Origin of the sequence: Sphingobacterium sp. (assembly GCF_032065005.1) — a bacterium.
GTDB lineage: Bacteria > Bacteroidota > Bacteroidia > Sphingobacteriales > Sphingobacteriaceae > Sphingobacterium.
Genome location: NZ_DAMBMM010000002.1, coordinates 1 through 23278, shown reverse-complemented (window position 1 = coordinate 23278; position 23278 = coordinate 1). Strand labels below are relative to the sequence as shown.

22 protein-coding genes are annotated in these 23278 nt (G+C 42.2%); 6 read left to right on the top strand and 16 right to left on the bottom strand.

Features of this window, described 5'->3' with window-relative positions:
• Positions 1-29: 29 nt before the first annotated feature.
• The gene (locus RT138_RS02860) at positions 30-404 is read left to right on the top strand and encodes a DUF3127 domain-containing protein (RefSeq protein ID WP_093101488.1); all 375 of its coding nucleotides are present in this window, start codon (positions 30-32) and stop codon (positions 402-404) included.
• Between the two features lie 227 nt (positions 405-631).
• On the opposite strand, the gene RT138_RS02855 is transcribed toward RT138_RS02860, so the two are convergent.
• From RT138_RS02855 to yiaA, 4 genes are all read right to left on the bottom strand, one after another.
• Positions 632-1117, bottom strand: a complete 486-nt coding sequence (locus RT138_RS02855; RefSeq protein WP_313189445.1) for a GDYXXLXY domain-containing protein — start codon at positions 1115-1117, stop codon at positions 632-634.
• Entirely contained in the window at positions 1104-2174 is a 1071-nt protein-coding gene (locus tag RT138_RS02850; RefSeq protein ID WP_313189444.1) for a DUF4401 domain-containing protein, read from the bottom strand. Before RT138_RS02850 ends, RT138_RS02855 begins: the two co-directional genes overlap by 14 nt.
• Complete coding sequence (locus RT138_RS02845; RefSeq protein ID WP_313189443.1) at positions 2164-3114, bottom strand: DUF2157 domain-containing protein; 951 nt, start codon at positions 3112-3114, stop codon at positions 2164-2166. Before RT138_RS02845 ends, RT138_RS02850 begins: the two co-directional genes overlap by 11 nt.
• Before the next feature lie 89 nt (positions 3115-3203).
• The gene (gene yiaA / locus RT138_RS02840) at positions 3204-3671 is read right to left on the bottom strand and encodes an inner membrane protein YiaA (RefSeq protein WP_185213980.1); all 468 of its coding nucleotides are present in this window, start codon (positions 3669-3671) and stop codon (positions 3204-3206) included.
• 130 nt (positions 3672-3801) lie between these two features.
• On the opposite strand from yiaA, the gene RT138_RS02835 reads away from it, so the two are divergent.
• The 3 genes from RT138_RS02835 (at position 3802) to RT138_RS02825 (ending at position 7312) form a co-directional block, all read left to right on the top strand.
• On the top strand, positions 3802-5319 hold the full coding sequence (locus RT138_RS02835) for a hypothetical protein (RefSeq protein ID WP_313189442.1): 1518 nt from the start codon (positions 3802-3804) through the stop codon (positions 5317-5319).
• A gap of 99 nt (positions 5320-5418) precedes the next feature.
• A complete protein-coding gene (locus RT138_RS02830) occupies positions 5419-6204 on the top strand; it encodes a hypothetical protein (RefSeq protein ID WP_185217309.1) in 786 nt (261 codons plus the stop codon).
• Position 6205: 1 nt separating this feature from the next.
• A complete protein-coding gene (locus tag RT138_RS02825) occupies positions 6206-7312 on the top strand; it encodes a toxic anion resistance protein (RefSeq protein ID WP_313189441.1) in 1107 nt (368 codons plus the stop codon).
• 52 nt (positions 7313-7364) lie between these two features.
• Here RT138_RS02825 and RT138_RS02820 read toward each other — a convergent pair whose 3' ends face one another.
• From RT138_RS02820 to RT138_RS02810, 3 genes are all read right to left on the bottom strand, one after another.
• Positions 7365-7799 (bottom strand): fumarate hydratase, encoded by a 435-nt coding sequence (locus RT138_RS02820; protein ID WP_313189440.1) that lies wholly within the window; start codon positions 7797-7799, stop codon positions 7365-7367.
• 103 nt (positions 7800-7902) lie between these two features.
• Positions 7903-9300 carry a class II fumarate hydratase gene (gene fumC, locus RT138_RS02815; RefSeq protein ID WP_185213984.1) on the bottom strand — a complete coding sequence of 466 codons (1398 nt, stop codon included), beginning with the start codon at positions 9298-9300 and terminating at the stop codon, positions 7903-7905.
• Positions 9301-9378: 78 nt separating this feature from the next.
• Positions 9379-9945: a hypothetical protein gene (locus RT138_RS02810; RefSeq protein WP_313189439.1), complete on the bottom strand. Its 567-nt coding sequence runs from the start codon at positions 9943-9945 to the stop codon at positions 9379-9381.
• A 137-nt stretch (positions 9946-10082) separates the two neighbouring features.
• On the opposite strand from RT138_RS02810, the gene RT138_RS02805 reads away from it, so the two are divergent.
• On the top strand, positions 10083-11687 hold the full coding sequence (locus RT138_RS02805) for a S41 family peptidase (RefSeq protein WP_313189438.1): 1605 nt from the start codon (positions 10083-10085) through the stop codon (positions 11685-11687).
• Here RT138_RS02805 and RT138_RS02800 read toward each other — a convergent pair.
• The 7 genes from RT138_RS02800 to RT138_RS02770 all read right to left on the bottom strand — a co-directional run bounded on the left by RT138_RS02800 (position 11684) and on the right by RT138_RS02770 (position 19923).
• Positions 11684-12784, bottom strand: a complete 1101-nt coding sequence (locus tag RT138_RS02800; protein ID WP_185213987.1) for an endonuclease/exonuclease/phosphatase family protein — start codon at positions 12782-12784, stop codon at positions 11684-11686. The two genes, RT138_RS02805 and RT138_RS02800, sit on opposite strands and share 4 nt — an antisense overlap.
• Positions 12784-13659, bottom strand: a complete 876-nt coding sequence (locus RT138_RS02795) for a rhomboid family intramembrane serine protease (RefSeq protein ID WP_313189437.1) — start codon at positions 13657-13659, stop codon at positions 12784-12786. Before RT138_RS02795 ends, RT138_RS02800 begins: the two co-directional genes overlap by 1 nt.
• Positions 13660-13675: 16 nt before the next feature.
• Entirely contained in the window at positions 13676-14392 is a 717-nt protein-coding gene (locus tag RT138_RS02790; RefSeq protein WP_313189436.1) for a rhomboid family intramembrane serine protease, read from the bottom strand.
• Between the two features lie 15 nt (positions 14393-14407).
• Complete coding sequence (mutL, locus tag RT138_RS02785; protein ID WP_185217305.1) at positions 14408-16273, bottom strand: DNA mismatch repair endonuclease MutL; 1866 nt, start codon at positions 16271-16273, stop codon at positions 14408-14410.
• Between the two features lie 96 nt (positions 16274-16369).
• Positions 16370-16684, bottom strand: coding sequence for a hypothetical protein (locus RT138_RS02780; RefSeq protein WP_313189435.1), 315 nt, complete (start codon positions 16682-16684; stop codon positions 16370-16372).
• Between the two features lie 396 nt (positions 16685-17080).
• Entirely contained in the window at positions 17081-18373 is a 1293-nt protein-coding gene (gene lat, locus RT138_RS02775; RefSeq protein WP_313189434.1) for an L-lysine 6-transaminase, read from the bottom strand.
• 20 nt (positions 18374-18393) lie between these two features.
• Positions 18394-19923, bottom strand: a complete 1530-nt coding sequence (locus RT138_RS02770; RefSeq protein ID WP_313189433.1) for an aldehyde dehydrogenase family protein — start codon at positions 19921-19923, stop codon at positions 18394-18396.
• A gap of 281 nt (positions 19924-20204) precedes the next feature.
• Between RT138_RS02770 and RT138_RS02765 the strand changes: the two genes are divergently transcribed.
• On the top strand, positions 20205-21356 hold the full coding sequence (locus RT138_RS02765) for an acyl-CoA dehydrogenase family protein (RefSeq protein ID WP_313189432.1): 1152 nt from the start codon (positions 20205-20207) through the stop codon (positions 21354-21356).
• Here RT138_RS02765 and RT138_RS02760 read toward each other — a convergent pair whose 3' ends face one another.
• The gene (locus RT138_RS02760; RefSeq protein ID WP_313189431.1) at positions 21357-22634 is read right to left on the bottom strand and encodes a hypothetical protein; all 1278 of its coding nucleotides are present in this window, start codon (positions 22632-22634) and stop codon (positions 21357-21359) included. It lies immediately after the preceding gene.
• A 275-nt stretch (positions 22635-22909) separates the two neighbouring features.
• Positions 22910-23278: hypothetical protein (locus tag RT138_RS02755; protein WP_313189430.1), on the bottom strand; the 369-nt coding region annotated here is incomplete at its 5' end.

Below are 23278 nucleotides of genomic sequence, written 5' to 3'. Positions count from 1 at the left end.
GTTTAATTTTACGGTTTAATAAATAAGTTATGGAAATAAGAGGAAAAGTACATGAGATAGGGGCGACGCAACAAGTAACAGAGTCTTTCAAGAAGAGAGATTTGATCGTTGCCTATGCTGAAAACCCACAGTTTGTAGAGTACATTCGTTTCGAGTCGACACAGGACCGCGTCAATATATTTGATAATCTAGCCGTTGGTGATGAAGTAGAAGTATCTTTCAACCTACGTGGTCGTCCTTGGACGAATAAGGATGGAGTGACAACTTATTTTAACTCCCTAGTTGCATGGAGAGTAACGAAAGTAGCGAATACCGCTCAAGCTGCTCCAGCACCAGGTTACGCAGACATGCCACCGGTAGATATTTCAGCAAACTCATCAGATGATGACGATTTGCCGTTCTAAGGGTCACAAATAAAACAAAGAAGGGGTTTCATCATGAAACCCCTTCTTTGTTTTATTTAGAATATAAGATATGGGATATTAGATTTGAGATATTAACCGGGATATTGTGTATATCGATTATTGAGAAATTCCCTTTTTCTTAAATATCTCACATCTTACACCTTTTAACCATTTGTATTGACCGTGAAATTTCTCATATCTCACATCTCACATCTCACATCCTCCACTTATAACTCCTTCCTATTCTCATCATATAGTCCAACGAGCAGGCTGTTTCCGTTTTCGTCGATCTTTAAGCCTCCGTATTTGGCTTTTTCGTAGCGTTGGCCAGTTCCTTCCTCGAAGAAGTAGGATTCTGCGCCAATATTGAGCAGCCAAGATTTAGGTCTGCTGTATTCGATTAGGTATTCCCCTGGGTTGAGGGGTTCCCTGTTGGGCTGGCAGCGGATGCTTTTTCCGACCTGGTTATTGTCAACTTTTAAGACAACATAGCCGCGCTTAGGGATGCTGTCTATGACAAAGTTATCCTGTATCTCATAGGCCAGTCGCATGTAATCGCCCTGCATAAGGGACCTTGGGTCAACCGGAGCCAATTCCAAAAGGACCAGCTTTCCATTTTTGAGGATGTCTTCTTTTTGTCGGATGCTGTAATTGAAATAGATCAATAGAGCGATCAGATTAATGACTATGATGATAATGCTAAGCTTTTTCATGTGAATTTGATTTTTTGAAGATCATGAGATACAGCAACAGAAAGAATAGTCCAGAGACGAACATGGCAATGGATTTCTGCAACAAGCTGATGTTCAGATCGTAGTAAAACATTCCGATGAAATATATAAAAGCAAGGATACCTAGGGCAAATCCGGTCTTGTAATTGACCTTGAAGCTAACCAGCAGGAGCAATAAGGATCCTGATATGGCGGGATTCATCGCTGTGAATCCTAAACAGATCAGCACCAACAAGAATATAAAGATCTTCTTGCCGGACTCTTGGCAGAGGAATCGATTGAGCAAGCAGTTGATGAGCCACAACATCAGGGCGATCAATACCCCTGAGGTCGCCCAATCTATAATCCATGCGTTTGGCATATAGCTTGACCGGCTACAATAATATAGGCAGATCAAGTAAGAAAATACCAAGCCTGTGCGGATAGCCAAATAGCGTTTTCCTTGAATTGCCTTGCGTTTCATCAGTTTCCCTTCGTTGAAGGTGAAATAAATGAAAAGGACCGCTACAAGGATCAAAAGGGCATTGTTGAACTCAGGAACCTCCTTGTAAGCAAAGTAGGCCAAAAAGGTGCCTGTAGAAATGAGGATGGCACAGAATGTCAAAATATAGCTTCGGCTAACGAGCAATGTGATGAGTGCAAGTGCTTGGTAGACGAACAAAGGCACATCGGTATAGCCATCGAATTTATTGTAGCCTATCCCAAATAGGATGAAACTGAGCAAATAGATGCAGACCGATAGTGTGTCGAGGATGACGCGATCGTATTTTTTGTTGATCCATAGGGATGCTATAAAGAATATGCCGGAAAGGATCAACATAGGGATGTGATTGGAGGAGAAATGCGCCAATTCCAAAAACAGTAAAAATGCGCCTGTAGCTAGGATGCCTCCAATAACGGAAAGTACCTTGATGGTGATGGATTGGCTATGCCTGTCCTTTACCAAGTCTCTATCCATTGCCACTTGATCTACGTTCAGTTCTCTTCCAATTGTTCCCTGAACTTTTAGAAGAGCTTCTCGGGTTTGATTATTTTCCATGATTCCTCCTTTGCATTTTTATTAGGTTCCAGATCACAAGGCTGATGGTGACAATGAGATATACTGAAATCAATAGATACATCTGCATGCCGTCGTTGATCTTCAACAGTACGGATGCGAAAATGATGATGATACTGAACGGTATTATACCCATATAGAATGGGTTGTTCTTTTTGTTGCCATACCAAAGGCCTAGGCCATAAAAAAGGGCAGTCGATCCAAGGATAACTGGCATATCTGCATAGCGGTCATCCCAAATCCAATATATATTGCTGTAGATGGACCATACTGCTGCAGCGAGGCCTAAGATATTACTGAAATAGGATGGGATTTCTCCTTTTTTCTGTTCGTTGATCCAGATGCAGACTAAGAGAAAGGCTGCGTTTAGGATAAATAGGCCTGATGTTAGGTAAATAAAGTCCCAATGCCTTGCCACTTGTTCGTAATAGAGGAATATGCTGAGGTTTATGAGGCCTAGATACATGAGCCAGAGTGGCGGGAATTTGGATATCCATACCCAGAGGCTGATGAAAATGGTCCATGCAAGGAAGAAGTCATAGGCATTGGCCCCCGTTTGGTAAACCTGCCCGAATACGGCAAACATCACTCCGACTAGGAGGGAAGCAGCAGTTAAGATGATATCCTTGATTAGCTTGTTTATTTTTAAGGTCAGGCTTAGGGCGGTCGTGACAATGACTAAGCCCTGTACGATTCCCAATTTGACGAATTTATCGAGGTCTTCCCAGTTGTAGGCGAAGAAAAAGACGATTCCTGCGGCCATAAAGCCGATCCCCAAAGCCAATAGGACGATTTGGATAAATCGTGCCCAAGCATCCTGATTTGGGTATATATGTTCTTCCAGAGACTGCTGGAGTTCGTTTTCCTTGATGTCGGAATGAACGGAGAGCAGTTCTAGATCTTTTCTTTCTAGATCTTTCATGCGAAATCCATTTTAAGCTTACGTGAAGATAATAATTAGCGTAAAAATCCCTGCAGGCCAATGCTGGACACTGCAGGGCAACCGCTAAGTTATATGTTTTCTTCTTTAAATAATTTAGCGTCACGGGTGTTTTTCTGAACAGCAATGGCTGAGAAAACACTCAGGATAAACGACATGGCGTAAAATCCCTTTTCACTTAAGAATAGATCGGCATTCCAAAGGCCAATGATCAATAAAATAATAGAGGCCAATGTGGCAAACCAACTGATGCCGTAATAAAGCTCGGTCACTGCAAGACCTTCTGCGCGGTCCCGAACGCTTTTTTGAACGGAGATGACGGCGAATAATCCGAAAAGCAGGATGACAAAGTAGTAGCCTTTTTCATTGAGCTCCATCGTAGCATTCCAAAGTCCGATGCAGTAGCCGAAGATGCCAGTTAACATGGCAATCCATGAGGCGCCTACAAAGGCTGCTGTTGGTTTGAAAGACTTTCTGTTTTCATCTGTGTGTTTTAATGGAGTTAACATCTCCTCAGTTTTGTTATTTAGCGGTTCCATTTTTTTTTGTTTTTATGATTAATCCTGACCCAAAGGTCGGGTTCAAACTTTGCCTGTGAAACCAAATAATTGTTGTTAACTGATGATATATAATGTAAATTTATGTTGTGATTTAATAAAATTTTTGCGCATGGATTCTCTTAATGAATTGATAAAATTGTTGAATAATCAGGATAAAAGTGATTTTAAGGGTTATTTGGCAAAGAAAAACAAAAGGAATGATGTGAAGAATATCAAATTGTTCAATTTGATAGAAACTGACGATATAAAATCAATAGACAGCCTTTATAAAAATTCTAAAAACAGGGATGCATACCATGCCTTGCGGAAAAGATTGCACGATAGCCTGCTTCTGTTCCTCTCACAAAGGACCTTTGAAAACAGTACCGATGAATCTTATGATATCCTGCGGAATTTTGTTGTGGCGAGGTATCTGCTTGAGAACAATCTGGAAAAGATCGGATTTAGGTCATTGGAGAAGGCTGAAAGATTGGCGGTTGCGCAGGAGCAGTTTAGCTTATTGAATGAAATCCTGTTGTTAAAGCTACAATATTCGCATCTGGATGCTACTGTTAATCTGGATGAGCTGACAGAAAAGTTTCGGATCAACCAAAACCATATGCAGCGGGAGGCAAAGTTGCGTTTGGCCTATGCTGCACTGCGAAAAGAATTGAATGAGATCCATTTGAAGGCCAAGGTGATCAATCTGACGGAGTTGATCGAGAAGACCATCAAGCAGTATCAGATCAATATGTTGGACCTGATGAATTATAAATCACTTTATCAGATTTTATTTATTGCCAATGAATATGCCGCTATCAACCAGAACTATAGTTTGGTGGAAAGGTACTTGGTGAAGAGCCATCGGTTCATTGAAAGCCAAAAGATGAACCAACCCGCCCAGGTTTTTTATCATTTACATATCCTATACTATCTGGCTAATTTTAGTTTAAGGAACAGGTCTTTTGAGGAAAGCCTGAAATACCTAAAGCAGTTGGATGAATTATCGGAACAGAATAAACAGTATAGGACATTGCTATGGAACAGAAAACATTTGCTCTATGCATTAAACTATTTTTTTTCTGGTAAGGCAGAGGAAGCGGTCATTGTTATTGATGATACACTAGACAATTTAGGGAAGCAAAGTGCGCAGGCTGACATCGATGACCTAATTTTAAGTAAAACGATGTTCTTGGGGCAATTGAATGACCTTAAGGCTATAAGGACCCTGTCAAAACTGACACATTCTGACGCTTGGTATGAAAAGAAGTTAGGGATGCTGTGGAGTATCCGTAAGAACTTGATGGAAATATTGTTGCATGCACAGTTTGAGAATATTGAATTGGCCATGTCACGCCTGAAGAGTTTCAGACGGAGGTATAAGCAATATCTGCTTCAGGTGAAAGAGACGCGGGTACTGGAATTTGTGGGATTGGTCGAGAAGTATTTGATGAAACCTGACCTGGTCTTTCAACAAAGTTTCCAGGAAACTGTTTATTCTATGCTGGACTTGGATGAAAACAAGGACATTTTTAATCTGAGTTTCATTTCTTGGTTAATTTCTCGTTGGGAAAAACGAAAACCATACGATATCACGTTAAGATTGATAGAAAACCTTGAGGGGAATTCACCGACAAAAATGACGTAATGGCAGGTGATTTACCGCCAATTACCTAATACTATGGCCGATTGCTATCATTGGAATAAGAATTGGTGTATTTTTACAAATAATATTTAAATTTAAAGAATGGGTTGGGCAACGAAAAAAAGTAGACCTTGGGAGATTAGACAGCTGGTATGGACATTTTTATCCATCCTGATGTTTCTTCCTTTGCCAATACACGTGCATCCTTTGGTGATGATGTCGCAGGCAAAGAAAGCTAAGGTGCGTTCTTGGATGTTTACCGCTTGGCTGCTGTTGGCAGTCGAGATTGGACTCCTTGTTTCCTTCGTTATGTTTTTTGGGACGCTTAGCCAAGCAATGTTATTGACATTGGGAGGTTCGGTATTGTCTTATGTAGTTGGAAATGGCCTGCTGCTGAATCAAGCTAAGCCTTACTTACAGAGACTTGAACTGTCCGAAGTCCGTGACCTGTATTGGATCTCTAGCATGGGTTCTCAAAAACGTCTTGAAATATCCGCGCCAACTATAGATACACCTCAATTTTTTGTTGAAAGACTATTGCACTGGCGAAAGGAGATAGATAATAATAATATCCATAAGGATATCGATAAGATATTGCGCTTGTTTCAATTGTTGGAGAAAAAGGACAAACGGGAAGCAGAGAAGTTTTTGGTTAGACACTCCACCATCGTAAATGTGCTGATGCAATACGATGAACTGGAAAACGCAAGATTGAACAATACAGTGACCTATGAGTCCAAGAAGAAGCTGGAAGAAGTGATTCGCCAAGCTGCGGTCGCTGTCGAAGAAGAAGTAACAAATCAATTTAAAATGGGAATGTTAGATGTGTCGGCGGAAACCGATGTATATATTCAGACCTTGAAAAGTAGAAACCTTTTAAAAGAATAATATGGCAAATTTAGATTTGACACATCTGGACGATGATCAAAACCAGAATAAGCCCTCAGAGGTGAAAGTGAATTTCTCAGAAGAGGAAAAACAATTGATTAAGCAATATAAAGACAAGATTAATTTGACCTCTACTACGGACATCATTCAGTTTGGAGTAGGTACGCAAAGTAATGTGAGCAACTTTTCGAACGAGATCTTGAAACAGGTCCGTACTAAAGATTTAGGAGGTGCTGAGGATATTTTGGTTAACCTACGTTCTGAAATCCGTGAGTTTGATGAAAGGGTTAATAAAAAGCCTATATTGCCATTCTTTGATAATCTCAAAAAGAAAATTGGGAGAATGCGTACTGAGTATGCTTCTGTGGAAAAGAACATCCATTCCATTGAACTGAAATTGGAAGGGCATTATAAAAACTTAGCGAAGGATGTCAATATCTTCGATAAGCTATTTGTTCAAAATCAACAGTATTTCAAGGATCTTTCTCTGCATATCCAAGCAGGGGAAGAAAAACTAAATGAAGTCCTAACTACGACTTTGCCTGCACTGAAAGCTGAAGCTGAAGCAACTGGCGATCAGCATAAGGTCCAAGAGTATAAAGACATGGAACAACATGTTGTGCGTTTTGAACGTAAGGTCCATGATCTGAAACTTACCCGTATGGTGGTGCTACAAACTGCTCCACAGATTAGGATGATTCAGAGCAACAATAGCTCTTTGATGGAAAAGATTCAATCAAGTATCGTAAATACTCTTCCTTTGTGGAAGAACCAAATGGTGCTTACACTAGGTATTGCCCATGCACAAAGTGCCTTAGAGGCGCAAAGAGCAGTTACTGATGCTACGAATGAATTGCTGAAGAGAAACTCTGAAATGTTGAAGGAAGCAACCATCAATGTTGCCAAAGAAACAGAAAGAGGAATCATTGATATGGATACCATTAAGAAAGCTAATACTGATATCATCACTACCATCGAGGAGGTGTTACGAATTCAGCGCGAAGGTCGTGAGAAACGTAAGGTGGCGGAGGGAGAATTATTGATTGCGGAAACTGAACTTAAGAACCATATCTTAAAGTCTTCAGATGATACTAGGTTGATCAATTAAGATTTAATAGATAAGAGAAAAAGCCAAGGGTTACCTTGGCTTTTTCTCTTATCTATAATTCCCAACGTTTCTTGGGAACACAGGTTATGTCGGCTGTTTTTCTCAATATGATAGGCCTGCTATCAAATTTATTTTCCAATACCAAACTATCATTGCTTTTGGACTTTATCAAGTACCTGGGAACATAAGGCCCCTGCTTGTAGCAGCCAGAAATCTTCTGTTTACCGTTTTCTTTGGTGTATACCCCTTCAACGATCATGCTGTCAGCACGGACCGAGTACACTGCTTTGGCGTATTCAGTCCATTTGCCGTCTTTATAGCAACTGTCAGGGATGCTCTTGACATCGTTCTTGACATGCATGATGGTATAGACCGAATCGCAAGTGAATCTAAACTCATGTATGGTGTAATTCAGCATCTCCTCTTGTCCAGGGATACTGTCCTGCACCCATACACCTTGCAGATAATCTTCACCTTCGCCTTGCATATCAGAATGTCTTTGGCAACTTGAGAAAATTAAAAGCATACCTATCACAATCGATAAGTATGCTTTTAATTGAGAATATGTTTTATTCTGTTTATTCACTATGTTATTTTAAGCTACCTACCATCTCTTCAGGTTTAACCCACTCGTCAAATTCCTCAGCAGTTACATAACCTAATTTGATAGCTGTTTCTTTCAAGGTAGAATTGTTTTTATGAGCTGTTTGAGCAATCTCAGCAGCTTTATAGTAACCGATCTTGGTGTTCAATGCAGTAACCAACATCAAGGAGTTGTCTACTAATTGTTTGATACGATCGTAGTTTGGTTCAATACCGATTGCACAGTGTTCTTCGAAAGACACACAGGCATCACCGATTAATCTAGCAGACTGTAAGAAGTTTGCAGCCATAACTGGTTTGAACACGTTCAATTCGTAATGTCCTTGAGTACCACCAATCGTAATAGCAACATCATTACCCATCACCTGAGCTGCCACCATCGTCAATGCTTCACATTGAGTAGGGTTTACTTTTCCTGGCATGATAGAAGATCCTGGTTCATTCTCTGGGATCAAGATCTCACCGATACCTGAACGAGGGCCAGAAGCCAACATACGGATATCATTTGCGATCTTATTCAATGAAACGGCCAATTGCTTCAATGCTCCGTGTGTTTCCACGATTGCATCATGAGCAGCTAATGCTTCAAATTTATTTTCAGCAGTCACAAATGGCAATCCTGTAAACTGAGCGATATATTTTGCTACCAATACATCATATCCTTTTGGCGTATTTAATCCGGTACCTACAGCTGTACCACCCAAAGCTAATTCAGATAGGTGAGCTAAGGTGTTTTTAACCGCTTTAATTCCGTAATTCAATTGCGCCACATAACCCGAAAGTTCTTGGCCTAATGTAAGAGGAGTCGCATCCATTAAGTGTGTACGACCGATTTTTACAACGTTCATGAACTCTTCAGATTTTTTCTTCAAGGTATCGCGTAATTTCTCAACACCTGGGATAGTCACCTCCACAACAGCTTTGTAAGCAGCGATGTGCATGCCTGTTGGGAATGTATCATTAGAAGATTGTGATTTATTTACATCGTCATTAGCTTTCAACACAGGATCACCCTCACCAATTTTTCCACCAGCTAATACCTGAGCACGGTTAGCAACAACTTCATTCACATTCATGTTGGATTGAGTTCCCGAACCTGTTTGCCAGATTACCAAAGGAAATTGATCATCAAGCTTACCGGCAAGGATTTCATCACATACTGCAGCGATTGCATCACGTTTTTCCTGCGGTAATACACCTAACTCACAGTTTGCATATGCAGCTGCTTTTTTCAAGTAAGCAAATCCTTCGATGATTTCGTGTGGCATAGAAGCTGCCGGTCCGATTTTAAAGTTGTTTCTAGAACGTTCAGTTTGTGCACCCCAGTATTTGTCCGCTGGAACCTGAACTTCACCCATGGTGTCTTTTTCTATTCTGAATGACATAATTACAATGTTTTGATAGGCAAATCTAAGGAAAAATAGAGAATTAAGCTAAAATAAGCCAGCCTATTACCCTATATTTTAGGATAACCGCTTCTGTATATGTTCCTCGATATGATGATATACCTGTTTAGGTTTTAAGGTCCGCCAAGGAAAGTTGTTGAGGTATTCTCCGAAATTGATATAGTAGTCGATATGGTTGTCCATAAACTCTTTGATCACGTGTTCCCTGAAGTCGATTCCTGCGATCCATCCATCTTCGATATCATTGAACCATTCCTCATAATAGGAATCATCCGAAGCATGGAAGTTGAGGATGTTTTCACCGATCAGGATAAACTTGTTGATGCCCTCTTCGATCAAGAGGTCGATCAATTCCCTTTTCAGGACCATGATATCGTTGTAGATGGCATCGTTCCATTCGCCGATAAACTCAATGATGCAGTATCCCTTATCATAATCAGCGAAAAGGATCTTCAGGTAAAGCGTCTGGGAACCAAAATAATCCCATTGCGGATGAAGTAGGTAATTATAGATTTTTTTATCGTATTCAAACTCGCTATAAACAGTCCCAAAAAATGGACTACGTTCATCTTCTGAGGCAATATAATAGTCTCGCCAGTTGTAATATGGTTCCAATTCGTGCATCTCTCTGTAAAATTATTGAAAATTGCGGAGATATTATGTTCCAAGGTCCTTTTTGGACTGTTAATTGTTATAAAATAATTATTATAAATTTCTTTTAAACAATTGGTTATTCATTAATTTTGCGGACCAGACCGTAAATGCAAAAAGGTAGAAAACGAAATATTTTTGTTGCAGCAACTTATGCTGCCACCCTGCTATTGGGATTGATACTTGGCCAGAATTATTCTGATCAGCAAGGATTCAATACCGGCGGATCCTTAGTGCCTATTGGTCTGTCTGATAATTCCTATAAGATCCAACAGGTCGTAGACCTGATTTCCAATCGTTATGTCGATAGCATCAATATGGATTCCGTCCAAAACGGAGCCATCAACCATATTATCTCTCACTTAGACCCGTATTCCACCTTTCTGACACCGAATGAATCCAAGAACCAGAGCGAAGTCCTGGAAGGAACCTTCGAGGGAATCGGTATGGAGTATTTCAGTCTGAATGACACCTTATTGGTCGTAGGCGTGATTACCAATGGGCCTGCGGACAAAGGAGGTTTCAAAGTAGGGGACCGGATCCTTAAAATTGGCAAACGTGATGTAGCCGGTACCTTGGTCAGCAAGGATGAGGTTGAAAAATTAATGCGCGGAAAGCGTGGTTCCGTTGTTTCCATGGTAATCGAGCGAGATTCCATAAAAATGCCTGGCCCACTGAAAGCCATCCGTGACCAGATCAATGTCAGCTCGTTGGATGTCGCTTATATGATAAAACCGACCATTGGCTTTATCCGTATCCGTAGGTTTTCCCTAAAGACGGCAGAAGAATTTAAAAACGCGGTTATTGATCTTAAAAAGCAAGGTGCAAAAAGCCTGATCCTTGACCTACGAGATAATGGAGGGGGATATTTCCATATTGCCATCAAAATGGCGAGTGAATTCTTCCCGGACCAGCGTTTGATGGTCTATACCGAAGGAGCCCATGAAGATCGACTGGATTATCTCTCAGAAGGAAAAGGAAGCTATAGCCAAGGAAAACTGGTGCTGTTGGTCAATGAACGGACGGCATCTGCCAGCGAAGTGGTATCTGGAGCGGTACAAGATTGGGACCGTGGAACCATTATAGGCAGAAGGACCTATGGTAAAGCTACGGTACAAGAGCTTTTCGACTTCTCCGATGGGTCGACCATTAACCTCAGCATTGCAAGATACTACACACCATTAGGCCGAAGCATTCAACGGAAATACAGCCCGAATTGGACAATCATGAACGATTATGTCAACATGTACAAAGGCTTATGGTCTTTGGATACCACTTATGCCCATGCCCAATCCTATCAAACCAAATTAGGCAAAAAGCTCTTCAGTGGTGGCGGTATTGTGCCAGATGTCATTATACCAGTCGATTCAAATGAGGTCAGTTTATTGTACAAGGACCTGGTGCAATCCAGCTTGATCGAACAGTTTGTCTACAGTCGGTTCACCAAGAAATTGCCAGCTTACTCCATTGAAAATTTCCTGCAAGGATATAACCTTCCAGATTCCGAATACAATAGCTTTATCAAGTTCCTGACAGACAGAGGCTGGAATATTTCGGCAAGCAAACAAAGGGACCTTCACGATTTGATTCAAAGTGATATTGAAGCCTTATTGGGTAGGTATTACTTTGGAAGGGAGGCCTATTACAAGGTCAAAAACCGATATGATGCCTTTGTGGAGTCTGCCCTGGGACAAATAGAAGGGAATACAACCTAGTTTATCCTGAGGTCTGCATAGATAGGGTAGTGATCAGATAACTTTTTCTTGACCACCTTGTAATTATTGACCGTAAAGTTGTTCTCACAAAAGATATAATCAATTTGCAGGATGGGCAATAACTCAAAATGGGTAACTCCCCATCCATTTCCCTTTTCCTGAAAAGCATTCTTCATATCCTTTCCGATCAAGTTGACTGAATAGGACATCGGCGTATCATTGAAATCTCCCATGACGATCTTAGGGAATTTGGTCTCTTGCATATGGTCATATAGGGACTCTGCCTGGTCGCTGCGCTGCTCAAAAGCCCATTTCAACTTCCTGCCTACCTGCTTGGTCTTGGTTTCTTCCGTACCATCGCCGGTCTTAGGATTCTGGATGAATTCTTTATCCTCATTTTGCAGGCCAAACGAACGCAGATGTACATTATAAACACGCACGGTATCCTTATTCTTGACGATATCGACATAAATTACACGGTTAATCCCATATTCATTTTTCTTGATCAGACCAGAGTTGATGATCGGGAATTTAGAAAAGATGACCTGCCCGTAGGCATTGTATTCATTCTGTTGGGAAGGGGCAAAGTAATAGCTGTCGAAATTGATCTTTGACTTGATCTTTTCACTGAACCTTTTGTTCCCTTTGATGGTGCTGCTGAACTCCTGCAAACATAATACATCGGGATTCACCTCCTTGATAACCTCCGTGAACTCATCTTTTGCCGGTTTATCTGTTTTCTCAACCGGTTCCAGCATATGCACATTGTAGGTCATTACCCGAAGGGAAGAGTCATTCTTTACCACGGGATCAGGAGAGTTGAACGTGACATGTTTGGTCATCAGGTTCCAGCCGATCAGGATGGCAATCAGGGAAAACAGGGAATACTTCGGTTTGCGAAGGATCCAGTAGAAAATAAACCCCAGGTTGATCAATAAGATGGGTAGATATCCCAAGCCAAGGAATGATATTGGCCAGAACGATTTAGGGTTGATGATGGAGGCAGAATAACATAAAAAGAGGGCGGCTATGGCAGCCAGGTTGGCCAGCATAACGGTCTTGCTAAAGAAACCTAAATTCTTTTTTTTAATCAACATTATTCTTGCTCTTCTCTACTTACCCTGAACAGTATTTCTTTTTCCCGTGAAGATAGACTTTCATAACCATTTTGAGAAATTTTATCTAAAATTTCATCTATTACTTCCTGATTGGGTAAATCGCCTTTATAGCTTTTATAGGTTGGAGTTTTTTTAACGGTATGCAGCACGCGAAGTTTCTTTTTTGGTTGGTACAAGAATAACTTACTGAAGTCCCTACCTGCCTGCAGCTGGTACATAAATGTGATTCCCCATAGAATGGCCAATGGAAATGCTGCGGCCGCCGCACGGTTCGCAAATACGTAGAACAGGAACTGCAAGGCCAAGAAAACGATCGCTATGGTCCGGAACTTAACGATGCCAAACAGGAATAGCCTGATTTCCATCTTCGGGGTCAGGACCAATAGGCTAGCTACAATGGCAGCAAGTCCCATGGAATTTGAAAATAGATATGGGATTGGTCCTTTTGCAAGGAAATCAATTTCAGACAGCGCTAGGAAGCTAATTCCAGAAATGGCAAAAGCACCCACAAAGACCGTCATTAACTGTCTTTTGTTCAGGAAATTCAAAAATGTACTTCCCATCCAATATAACCAGAGACAGTCAAATACAATATTGAACAGGCCAATGTAAACAAAGGGATAGGTCACTAAAGTCCATGGCTTTTGGATAAATGCCGCAAAGCTATTGGGTAAAGTCAGGTTACTGATCAACCAATCATACAGTGGAAACTTAATGACACCCAGGTCAACCAGTAAGTCTGCAATATGAATCAGGATAAATACAAATATCTGGGCGGAGATGATATAGGGGATAGGAGAACCTGTTTGGTAGGTTGTCCTAAAGAACATCTTTATGCCGTTTTCCTTTTTCATATCTTAGGATACAATCTTAATAATAATTTGTTCTTCTGATGCCCCAAATTTTTAGAAGGATAAATCCAAATAATGCACCACCGACGTGTGCTAAGTGTGCAATTGATCCGCCCGAATTTGAAAAACCTAAAAAGATCTCGATAACGATCAAGATAGGAATGAAGTATTTTGCTTTGATTGGGATAGGCAAGAAGATCAACATTATCTCTGCATTAGGGAATAGATAACCATAAGCCAATAATAATCCGTAGATCGCTCCAGAAGCACCAACCAATGGTGTTCCATAAATGGAAAGTAAGGTGCCCAATTGATCCTGGCTTATCGGTAGATTGGTCGAAACCATTCCGGTAGTGAAGTTAAAGTTCAGGAATTGTGAAGCCCTAACTGAACCTGCAATATTGTAAACTTCAATGGCCTGTATACCATATTGCAATACCAATGCGCCCAATCCGCAGATCAGATAGTAGTTCAAGAATTTTTTAGGACCTAATATTCGCTCAATCACCCCGCCAAACATCACCAAGGCAAACATATTGAAAAATATATGTGCAAAGCCTCCATGCATGAACATGTAGGTGATGACTTGCCAAATCTTAAAGAATGGGGAGTCCGGATAGAACACACCGAAGAAATTTGTGGCCTGGCTAAAAATCATCGATCCAATAAAACAGATGATATTGATGATCAATAGATTCTTGGTAACTGTTGGTAAATTGCCGAATAGGTTATTCATATAATAATTTCAAAATTAAATATTCCTGCCAAAGCGTTCTGCCAGCTCCTGCAAGGTGTATGTGATGATGACGGGCTTCCCAGAAAGCGAAATATTGGGAGATTCACAGGCAAACAGTTTGTCGATCAATTCTGCCATGCCTTCGTTCTCCAGTTTTGTGCCCGGTTTGATGGCGGCATTTTTAGCCAAGCTCTTTGCTAGCCTTTCCCTTTTGTTTAGGCGTAAATCACTCTGGTTTTTGAAATCCTCCAATAGTTTTTCAATAATCTGCCCTTCATTAATGTTTTCTAAATCCGCAGGGATTCCATCTACAATATACGTAGTTTTCCCGAATGGTCGCAACTGAAATCCCAATGCATGGATTTCCGGCAAAATCTCCTGAACTAAAGCAAAATCAGCCGAATTCAATTCAATGGTCTGCGGAAACAGACTTTGCTGACTCGAACCCTGATTATGCTGCAACTGCTGCTGGAACTGTTCAAACAGGATGCGCTCATGCGCTGCCTGCTGGTCGATCAGCATAAATCCTGAATGGATTTGTGATACTATATAACGATTGTGCAATTGAAAAAATTGCTTCTTTGGCTGGTCAGAAGGCTGAATTATTTCGGCCTCGGATTTCAGTTCGGTATCCTCCGGCAATAGACTTAATTGCTCTGTTTCTTCCGTTTCCGTAATTTCATATAGGCTGTCCCAATTCTGTGGGATGCTGGACTTTCTTTCAATCTGCTCTGGATAGGTATACCTTCGCGGTTGCTTCGGCATCCCATCATCAAAAGGATTGAAATTAGGGTTGAAATTGATGGTAGGCACCTGGATCTCATCCAATGGTTTTGGTGTGATCAGCTCATTAAAGCCAGTCTCCTGTTCGAAATCCAGGGATGGAGCGATATTATAACGCCCGATGCTACGCTTTACCGCAGACCGTAGAATGGCATAGATCGCCTTCTCATCTTCATACTTGATTTCCGTTTTGGTAGGGTGCACGTTAATGTCGATTTTCGAAGGATCGATATCAATGAACAGTACATAAAGCGGAAAAGTATCAGCGGGCAGGATCTCTTCATAGGCATTCAGCACCGCATGGTTCAGGTAAGGGTCCTTGATATAGCGGTTATTGACAAAAAAGAACTGCTCACCACGAGTTTTTTTGGCAAACTCCGGCTTCCCTATAAACCCTTTGATGTTCAGGATGCTGGTCGTTTCTTCTACAGGAACCAGTCGCTGATTATAGTTGTTGCCGAAAAGGTGCACGATCCTTTGTTTCAGGGTTTCCTTAGGTAAATGGAACATTTCATTGCCATCACTGTGGAAAGTGAAGAAAATATCAGGATGTGCTAGTGCAACACGTTGAAATTCGTCTATGATATGCCTTAATTCTACAGAATTGCTCTTCAGGAAGTTTCTTCTTGCAGGAATATTGTAGAATAGGTTTTTTACCGAGATGCTGGTCCCTGCTGGAGCCTGGTCCGGGAACTGTTGGATCACCTCCGAGCCTTCGATTTCTATCACTGTACCGAGCTCATCTTCAATGCGTCTGCTCTTAAGTTCCACGTGGGCGATGGCCGCAATCGATGCCATTGCCTCCCCACGGAAGCCCATGGTACGGATCGCGAAAAGATCTTCAGCTTTTCGGATTTTCGAAGTTGCATGACGTTCAAAACATAGACGCGCATCTGTTACACTCATCCCACAGCCATTGTCGATCACCTGGATCAATGACTTGCCCGCATCCTTAATAATAAGTTTTATATGATCTGCTCCCGCATCAATAGCATTCTCCAATAGTTCCTTGATCGCTGAGGCTGGTCGCTGAACAACTTCACCCGCTGCGATTTGGTTTGCTACTGAATCTGGAAGCAATTGAATAATATCCGACATAATCTACAAAGGTACAAAAATGACACCAATCGTTCGGGTTTTCAGACCTTCTCTTTCAGCTAATTTTTGTCAATTTTTGGAACTTTTTTGAGCAACTTAAAAATCGAATTCTAACCTATTGGAAATAAGGCCGGAAGGTGCATCTCTTGGCTGTTGCAGTCTAGGAAACAAGCTGTTTGGAGTGCTGAAAAAGTTTAAGGATACTAAAAAAGAAGGTTTAGTTTTTCCGATTGAAAAATATTTCAGCCCCGCTAGGTTTTTTTTGGCAGAAAATTCATCCTTTCCACTGTCAGCCTGAGGAACGAAGGGTCTCGGAACCATATAAACATTGAAAGTATTGGCGTACAGGTCATCCATCTTCGATGGAAGATGACAATGATGTTTTGGGCCATTTACGTACAGATTCTTCACTAACCGTTCATAATTGGAAATGGGTTGGGGAGGGATTCAGAGCGCAGCGAAGAATCTATTGTTGTATTTTTTTAGAATCGTTGTCATCGTGAGCACAGCGAACGAACTATTTTATTTATTCAAGACAAATTGCAGGAAAATATTTCACCCCTGTTAGGCGTTGGTCTGCTTATCGGCCATTAATTCTACAAAGATTTCACCCCCTCTGGGGGTTTCCCTTCAAAATCAATTACGGATATTTTATAGGTTTCCATACATATTATCCAAAAATGGAACCTTAAGAATGAAACCCCAGGATAGGCTGGATTATTTTTCTATCCTATTCCAACTGCAGACTTGCCAGGGACCAATCAACAAAAAAAATCCCGACCTTTCGATCGGGATAATCAATTATATTTAATCAACCACTTTATCAACGATGGCAATCGCTTTGTCTAAATCTTCTTTGTTCACCGTCAGGTGCGGTCTGAATCGAATGCTCTTTTCACCACAGCCTAAGATCAACATATTTTCAGCCATCGCGTCAGAAACAAACTTATCTCTTGACTCTGGAGTCGGAAGGTCGAAAGCAACCAACAATCCTTTTCCACGCACATTGCTGATGGAAGGATGTTTTTCAGCCAGTTCCATCAATTTTACCTGAAGATACTCACCTAAAGACTCCGCTTTATTGACCAAACCTTCTTTTTCAATGATCTCCAAGATCAATTTGAAACGGATCATGTCAACCAGGTTGCCTCCAAAAGTAGAGTTGATCCGGCTAGACTCTTGGAAAACATTCTTTTCCACACGGTCAAACTTCGCTTTGTTGGCCAAGATGCCACAGACCTGTGTTTTCTTCCCAAAGGAAATAACATCTGGAACAATACCATAATGTTGGTAACACCACATTTTCCCGGTCATGGCAATCCCTGTCTGCACCTCATCCAAAATCAAGATGATATCGTTCTTGTCACAGATCTCTCTCAGTTTCACAAAGAATTCCTTACGGAAATGGTTGTCCCCACCTTCAGCTTGGATAGGCTCCAAGATCAAGCAGGCAATATCGTTCGGGTTATTGGCGATAGCAGCTTCGATCTCCTGTATAGCTTGTTTTTCCAACTCAACGGTCGCAGCAACCGACTCCTCCGTTAATGGGAAGGTCAATTTCGGATTGCTGATCCTTGGCCAGTTGAATTTTGGGAAATACATGTATTTCCTAGGGTCCTTGGTGTTGGTCAACGAAAGCGTATAACCGGTCCTGCCATGGAAGGCCTGCTTGAAATGAATGACCTGACTCGCTTCTTGTTCGATGCCATTGGCCAGGTTCAGCCTGGTTTTCCAGTCGAAAGCAGCTTTTAAGGCGTTTTCAACAGCCAGTCCACCGCCATCGATAAAGAAACAGTAACTTAGTTCCTTTGGAATCCCTACGCGTTCAAAGACATCCATGAAATCCGCATACTCGTCAGGATAGATGTCCGACAGCGCTAATTTATTGATGGAAACTTTTTCCAACTGTTTTTCATTTGCCAGGATATAAGGATGGTTATAGCCTACAGGCGATGATGCGAACATGCTGAACATGTCCAGATATTCCTTGCCGTCGATGTCTACGATGTATGAACCATGAGACTTCTCAAGGTCCATGACAACAGGTAGTCCGTCTGCCAAGATATGTTTTGCTAATCTTTTATGTGTTTCTCTTATCATAATCGTTTATAATCTAGTTTTTATAGATCAAATTTAATTCCTTGTGCCAATGGTAGGCTAGTGGTATAATTGATGGTATTTGTTTGTCTTCGCATATATACTTTCCAAGCATCTGAGCCAGATTCACGGCCGCCACCTGTGTCTTTCTCTCCCCCGAAAGCTCCACCGATCTCAGCGCCCGATGTGCCAATGTTGACATTTGCAATACCGCAATCCGAGCCATTTTGGCTTAAGAACAGTTCGGCCTCGCGCAAGCTGTTGGTCATGATGGCCGATGAAAGGCCTTGCTTAACGCCATTTTGCAATGCAATGGCCGCATCCACTTCACCGCTGTATTTTATTAAATAAAGGATAGGGGCAAAGGTTTCATGTTGCACGATTTCATAATGGTTCTCTACCTCAGCAATTACCGGAGTTACATAACAACCGCTTTCATAACCTTTACCTTCCAGTACTTCACCCTTGGTCAATAACTTTCCGCCTTCCGCTTTTATTTTTTTCAAAGCATCCAGGTACATGTCCACCGCTGCGGTATCGATCAAAGGTCCCATATGGTTATTGCTGTCCAGTGGGTCGCCGATTTTGATCTGTTTATAGGCATCTACCAATGACTTCTTTACCTTATCATAGATGCTTTCATGGATGATCAGTCGACGGGTACTTGTACAACGTTGCCCGGCAGTGCCCACGGCTCCAAATACGGCTCCGATAATGGTCATTTTCAGATCAGCACTTGGGCTGACGATAATCGCATTGTTACCCCCTAGTTCCAATAGAGATTTGCCCAGGCGTTTGGCAACAACCGTGGCAACCTCTTTCCCCATACGGGTAGAGCCTGTAGCGGATACCAACGGAATGCGTTCGTCTTCTGAAATCCATTTTCCTACTTCGGCATCACCCACAACAATTGAGGAGATCCCTTCCGGTAACTTATTTGCTTTTAATATATCGGCTATGATATGCTGGCAGGCTACTGCGCACAATGGTGTTTTCTCACTTGACTTCCATACGACAACGTCTCCACAAACTAAGGCCAAGGCGGCATTCCATGACCAGACCGCTACCGGGAAATTGAAAGCGGTGATGATGCCCACGATCCCTAAGGGGTGGTATTGGTCGTACATGCGGTGACCTGGTCTTTCTGAATGGATGGTATTACCATATAATTGTCTGGATAGACCCACTGCAAAATCACAGATATCGATCATCTCTTGAACCTCACCCATTCCTTCTTGGTAGGATTTCCCCATTTCATAGGAAACCAGCTTACCTAGAACAGATTTCAGCTCGCGCAGTTTCTCTCCTAATTGACGGACAATTTCGCCGCGCTTAGGTGCAGGGATATCGCGCCAAACCAATTTCGCCTTCTCTGCCTCTTGTATTACTTTTTCGTATTCTTTCCTGGTCGTACTCTTTACCTTAGCAATCAATTTGCCATTGGTAGGTGAATAAGATTCAATCAACTCACCCTGAGCAAACCATTTGCTCCCTGTCGATGTACCTAGGTTTTCAGCCTCGATCCCAAGTGTTTTTAATTCTTTTGATGTCATAATATGGTTTATATTATTCGAAATTTCTATAAATATAGCGAATATATTTTGTTGTCAATTGAATTTGGTCGAATTTATTTTGTAAATTGGACGTAAGATAATGGGCCGTAGACTATGTTCTGCTGCGATTTGAAGATGTTATTCACAAATGTTTGTTTTAATGGTGATTTTGGTCATTTTTCAAACAGGTTTTTAGCGATAGATTCGAAAAGCATTAGTACTTTTTTGCACAGGCTTTATTTGGCCTGCCTATTAGTAATGTCTATAAATCTAAATTACCAATGGACTACTACCAAATTGAAGAGTTTTTGACCCCTGAGCAGATCCTTGTTCGGGACGCCATCCGTGAATTTGTAAAGTTCGAGATCCTACCGGTCATCGATCAATATACCCAGGAACATAAGGAAATTCCGGGCTTGATGAAAAAATTAGGTGCTATTGGTGCACTCGGTCCATTTATTCCCGAAGAGTATGGTGGGGTAGGACTGGACTATATGTCCTATGGATTGATTATGCAGGAACTGGAGTTTGGCGACTCGGCCATTCGGTCTGCCGCTTCGGTGCAATCCTCCTTAGTGATGTTCCCGATCTATAAGTTCGGTTCGGAAGAACAGAAACACAGGTTCTTGCCTCGTTTGGCGACGGGAGACCTCATAGGTGCATTTGGCCTTACCGAACCTAACCATGGCTCTGACCCTGGAAGTATGGAGACCAAGTTGGTAAAGGACGGAGATGGATACCGCTTGTCTGGTTCTAAAATGTGGATCACCAATGCGCCAATCTGTGATATCGCCGTGGTATGGGCGCGCGATGAGGATAAAAAGATCCGTGGGGTGATCGTTGAAAGGAACTTTGAAGGATTCAGTACACCTGAAACCTTGAATAAATGGTCCCTTCGGGCTTCAAAAACAGGTGAACTGGTCTTTGACCAGGTTTTTATTCCGCAAGAAAATGTCCTTCCCGAAGTCAGTTCCATGAAAGGCCCATTGTCCTGCCTGAATTCTGCGCGGTATGGCATTTCTTGGGGAGCCATCGGTGCTGCCGTGGACTGTTATCAGACGGCATTGCAATATGCCAAGGAGCGCAAGCAATTTGGGAAGCCCATTGCTTCTTTTCAACTGCAGCAAAAGAAATTGGCAGAGATGGTCACCGAAATTACCAAGGCACAACTGCTGTCCTGGCGGTTAGGGCAATTGAAGAATGAGGACCGCGCAACGCCTGCGCAGATTTCCATGGCCAAGCGCAACAATGTGAATATGGCCTTGCAGGTGGCCCGCGAAGCTAGGCAGATATTAGGCGCTATGGGTATCGTCGGCGATTATCCGATCATGCGCCATATGATGAACCTGGAATCGGTCATTACTTATGAGGGTACACACGATGTACATCTGTTGATTACCGGAAACGACATCACGGGCATCAATGCTTTTTAACTACCTATTATAAGGATAGTCCTGCACCCAGCGGAAAGTCCGGGTCTTCAGGTCAATGTTCTCCATATCTATCTTCTCCAAAAAGATAGATGTGGAATCCTTGCTGTCCGTTTCCATGAGGATCAATCCATCTTCCTTTAGTCGGTATTTCAGGTCCAGCGAAGGTTCATTGTATTTCCCCACGATTCTAAATTCCTTGCTGTCCTTTGTGGGGATAAGCTGATAGTCTATCAGGGTCATACTTTCATCACGAACCATTAAGGTGTTTTCATTATGGAATATTAAATAGTGCCAATGGTCAGGTATGTTTATTTTCTTTCGGTTCAGATGTTCTTTAAAAGGTATATAATATGCGCCATACAGTTCGCTTTTTTTAGCCTGGAGTTGAGCGATGTACTTTCTGGTTGAATGGGTCCTTGGAATCAGGGAGGCGATTGTCAATATAATGAATAGGTATTTTATGGAGAGAAAGGCAATTCTTTTCCAGCGTTTGCTGAAGGTGGGTTGTGGCGGTCTGCTGAGTTGTGCGGGTTTCTGTTTGATCAATAGCACATAGAACCTTTTGAAATTTGGCGCCAACAGAAAAAGACTGAACAAAACCAGGGCCGTGGAAACCATCTTGACGGGTACATCATAGAAATAATTTGTAGCCATTACGTTTATGCTGACCCCCAGCATGATCAGTGCGCCCAAGGTGGTCGTCTTTCGGAACAACAGCAAGATGCCTAACATTTCGGCAATACCTATAAATATATTGTAGGCGGGCGAAGCTCCATAAAAGGTCCATGCCAATCCCATCGGTGAAAACTTATAAAGGGGCTCGGTCAGGCTTATGAGATCGGGGGCGGGAAACTGCTGAGAGAAAACTTTGACAAATCCATACATGATCATGGTAATTGCAATGTAATACCTGATCAGCACCGTGAGCCAATAGTATAATCTTGGGTAGACCTTATTTTTCCGATCGATCAGTGTCCATATAATACATCCTATTATAGATACTACGCTGATCAGTAAAAGGAGTAGCCATTGCAAGGTGGTGTCTCCGCTTCCACTCCTATAGGGCATGTTGCCATCGAACTTCACAAAACCGGAGGCCAGGAATTTGAGGAGGTCAGTTAAGACTGGTGATAGAATGCGATCCAAAAAGAGTAGGAAAAAGAAGCTGTTGTTGTTTATCAATATGATAAACAGGGTTATTAATATAAAGCAAAACCTAAATAGGATGGGGTTTTTGGGGAATACTTCAATCGGCTGTTTCTGGTTAGTCTGCTCCATAAGGAATTTATTGGTTTCTTAAATATAGGAAATTATGAATGGCGGGACTTTGGCTGCTGTAATATTTAAGTGTTTTTAACGAATGGGGGTAGAGGGCTGCGGTCTATTTCGATTCAGGATTGAGGTGTTTTTTTGTGGCTCTCCTTCGGGACTCGTTCGGGGCATGTTCGGGAATGGTCCGGAAAAAGGAGGGAAACGGGCCGGAGCGTACCCGAGGACGCATAGGGGGTTTGGTCGCTTGCGTTGCGAATTTTCGGAATGTGGGTCGAATGAGGTCAGGTGGAAAGGGAAGATGGGGTCTTGAACCAAAATTCCCTTCCGCGGTAGGGGCGAATTGCATTCGCCCGCCCCATGTATTTGAACCAGGATTCCCTTCGGCTTCGCTCACCCCCCGGATGGGAGGATTTTTGAACCAGGATTAAGGGGATGCGAGGATGGGCCAAGATCTGGGCAGGGCCAGGATTGCCTCCGCCTCTGCCCAACGCCTGCATGATGGGAGGACAGTGCAGGACCATGGCGCATAAGGTGCGTCCCTTCCGGTCCCGGCCCCATCCTCCCTTCTCCATCATCCCGGTCAGGTCTATGGTCCTGGTCCATCCTCTCATCCTTTCCATCCTGGTTTGTTTCATGTTCTTGGTCCATCC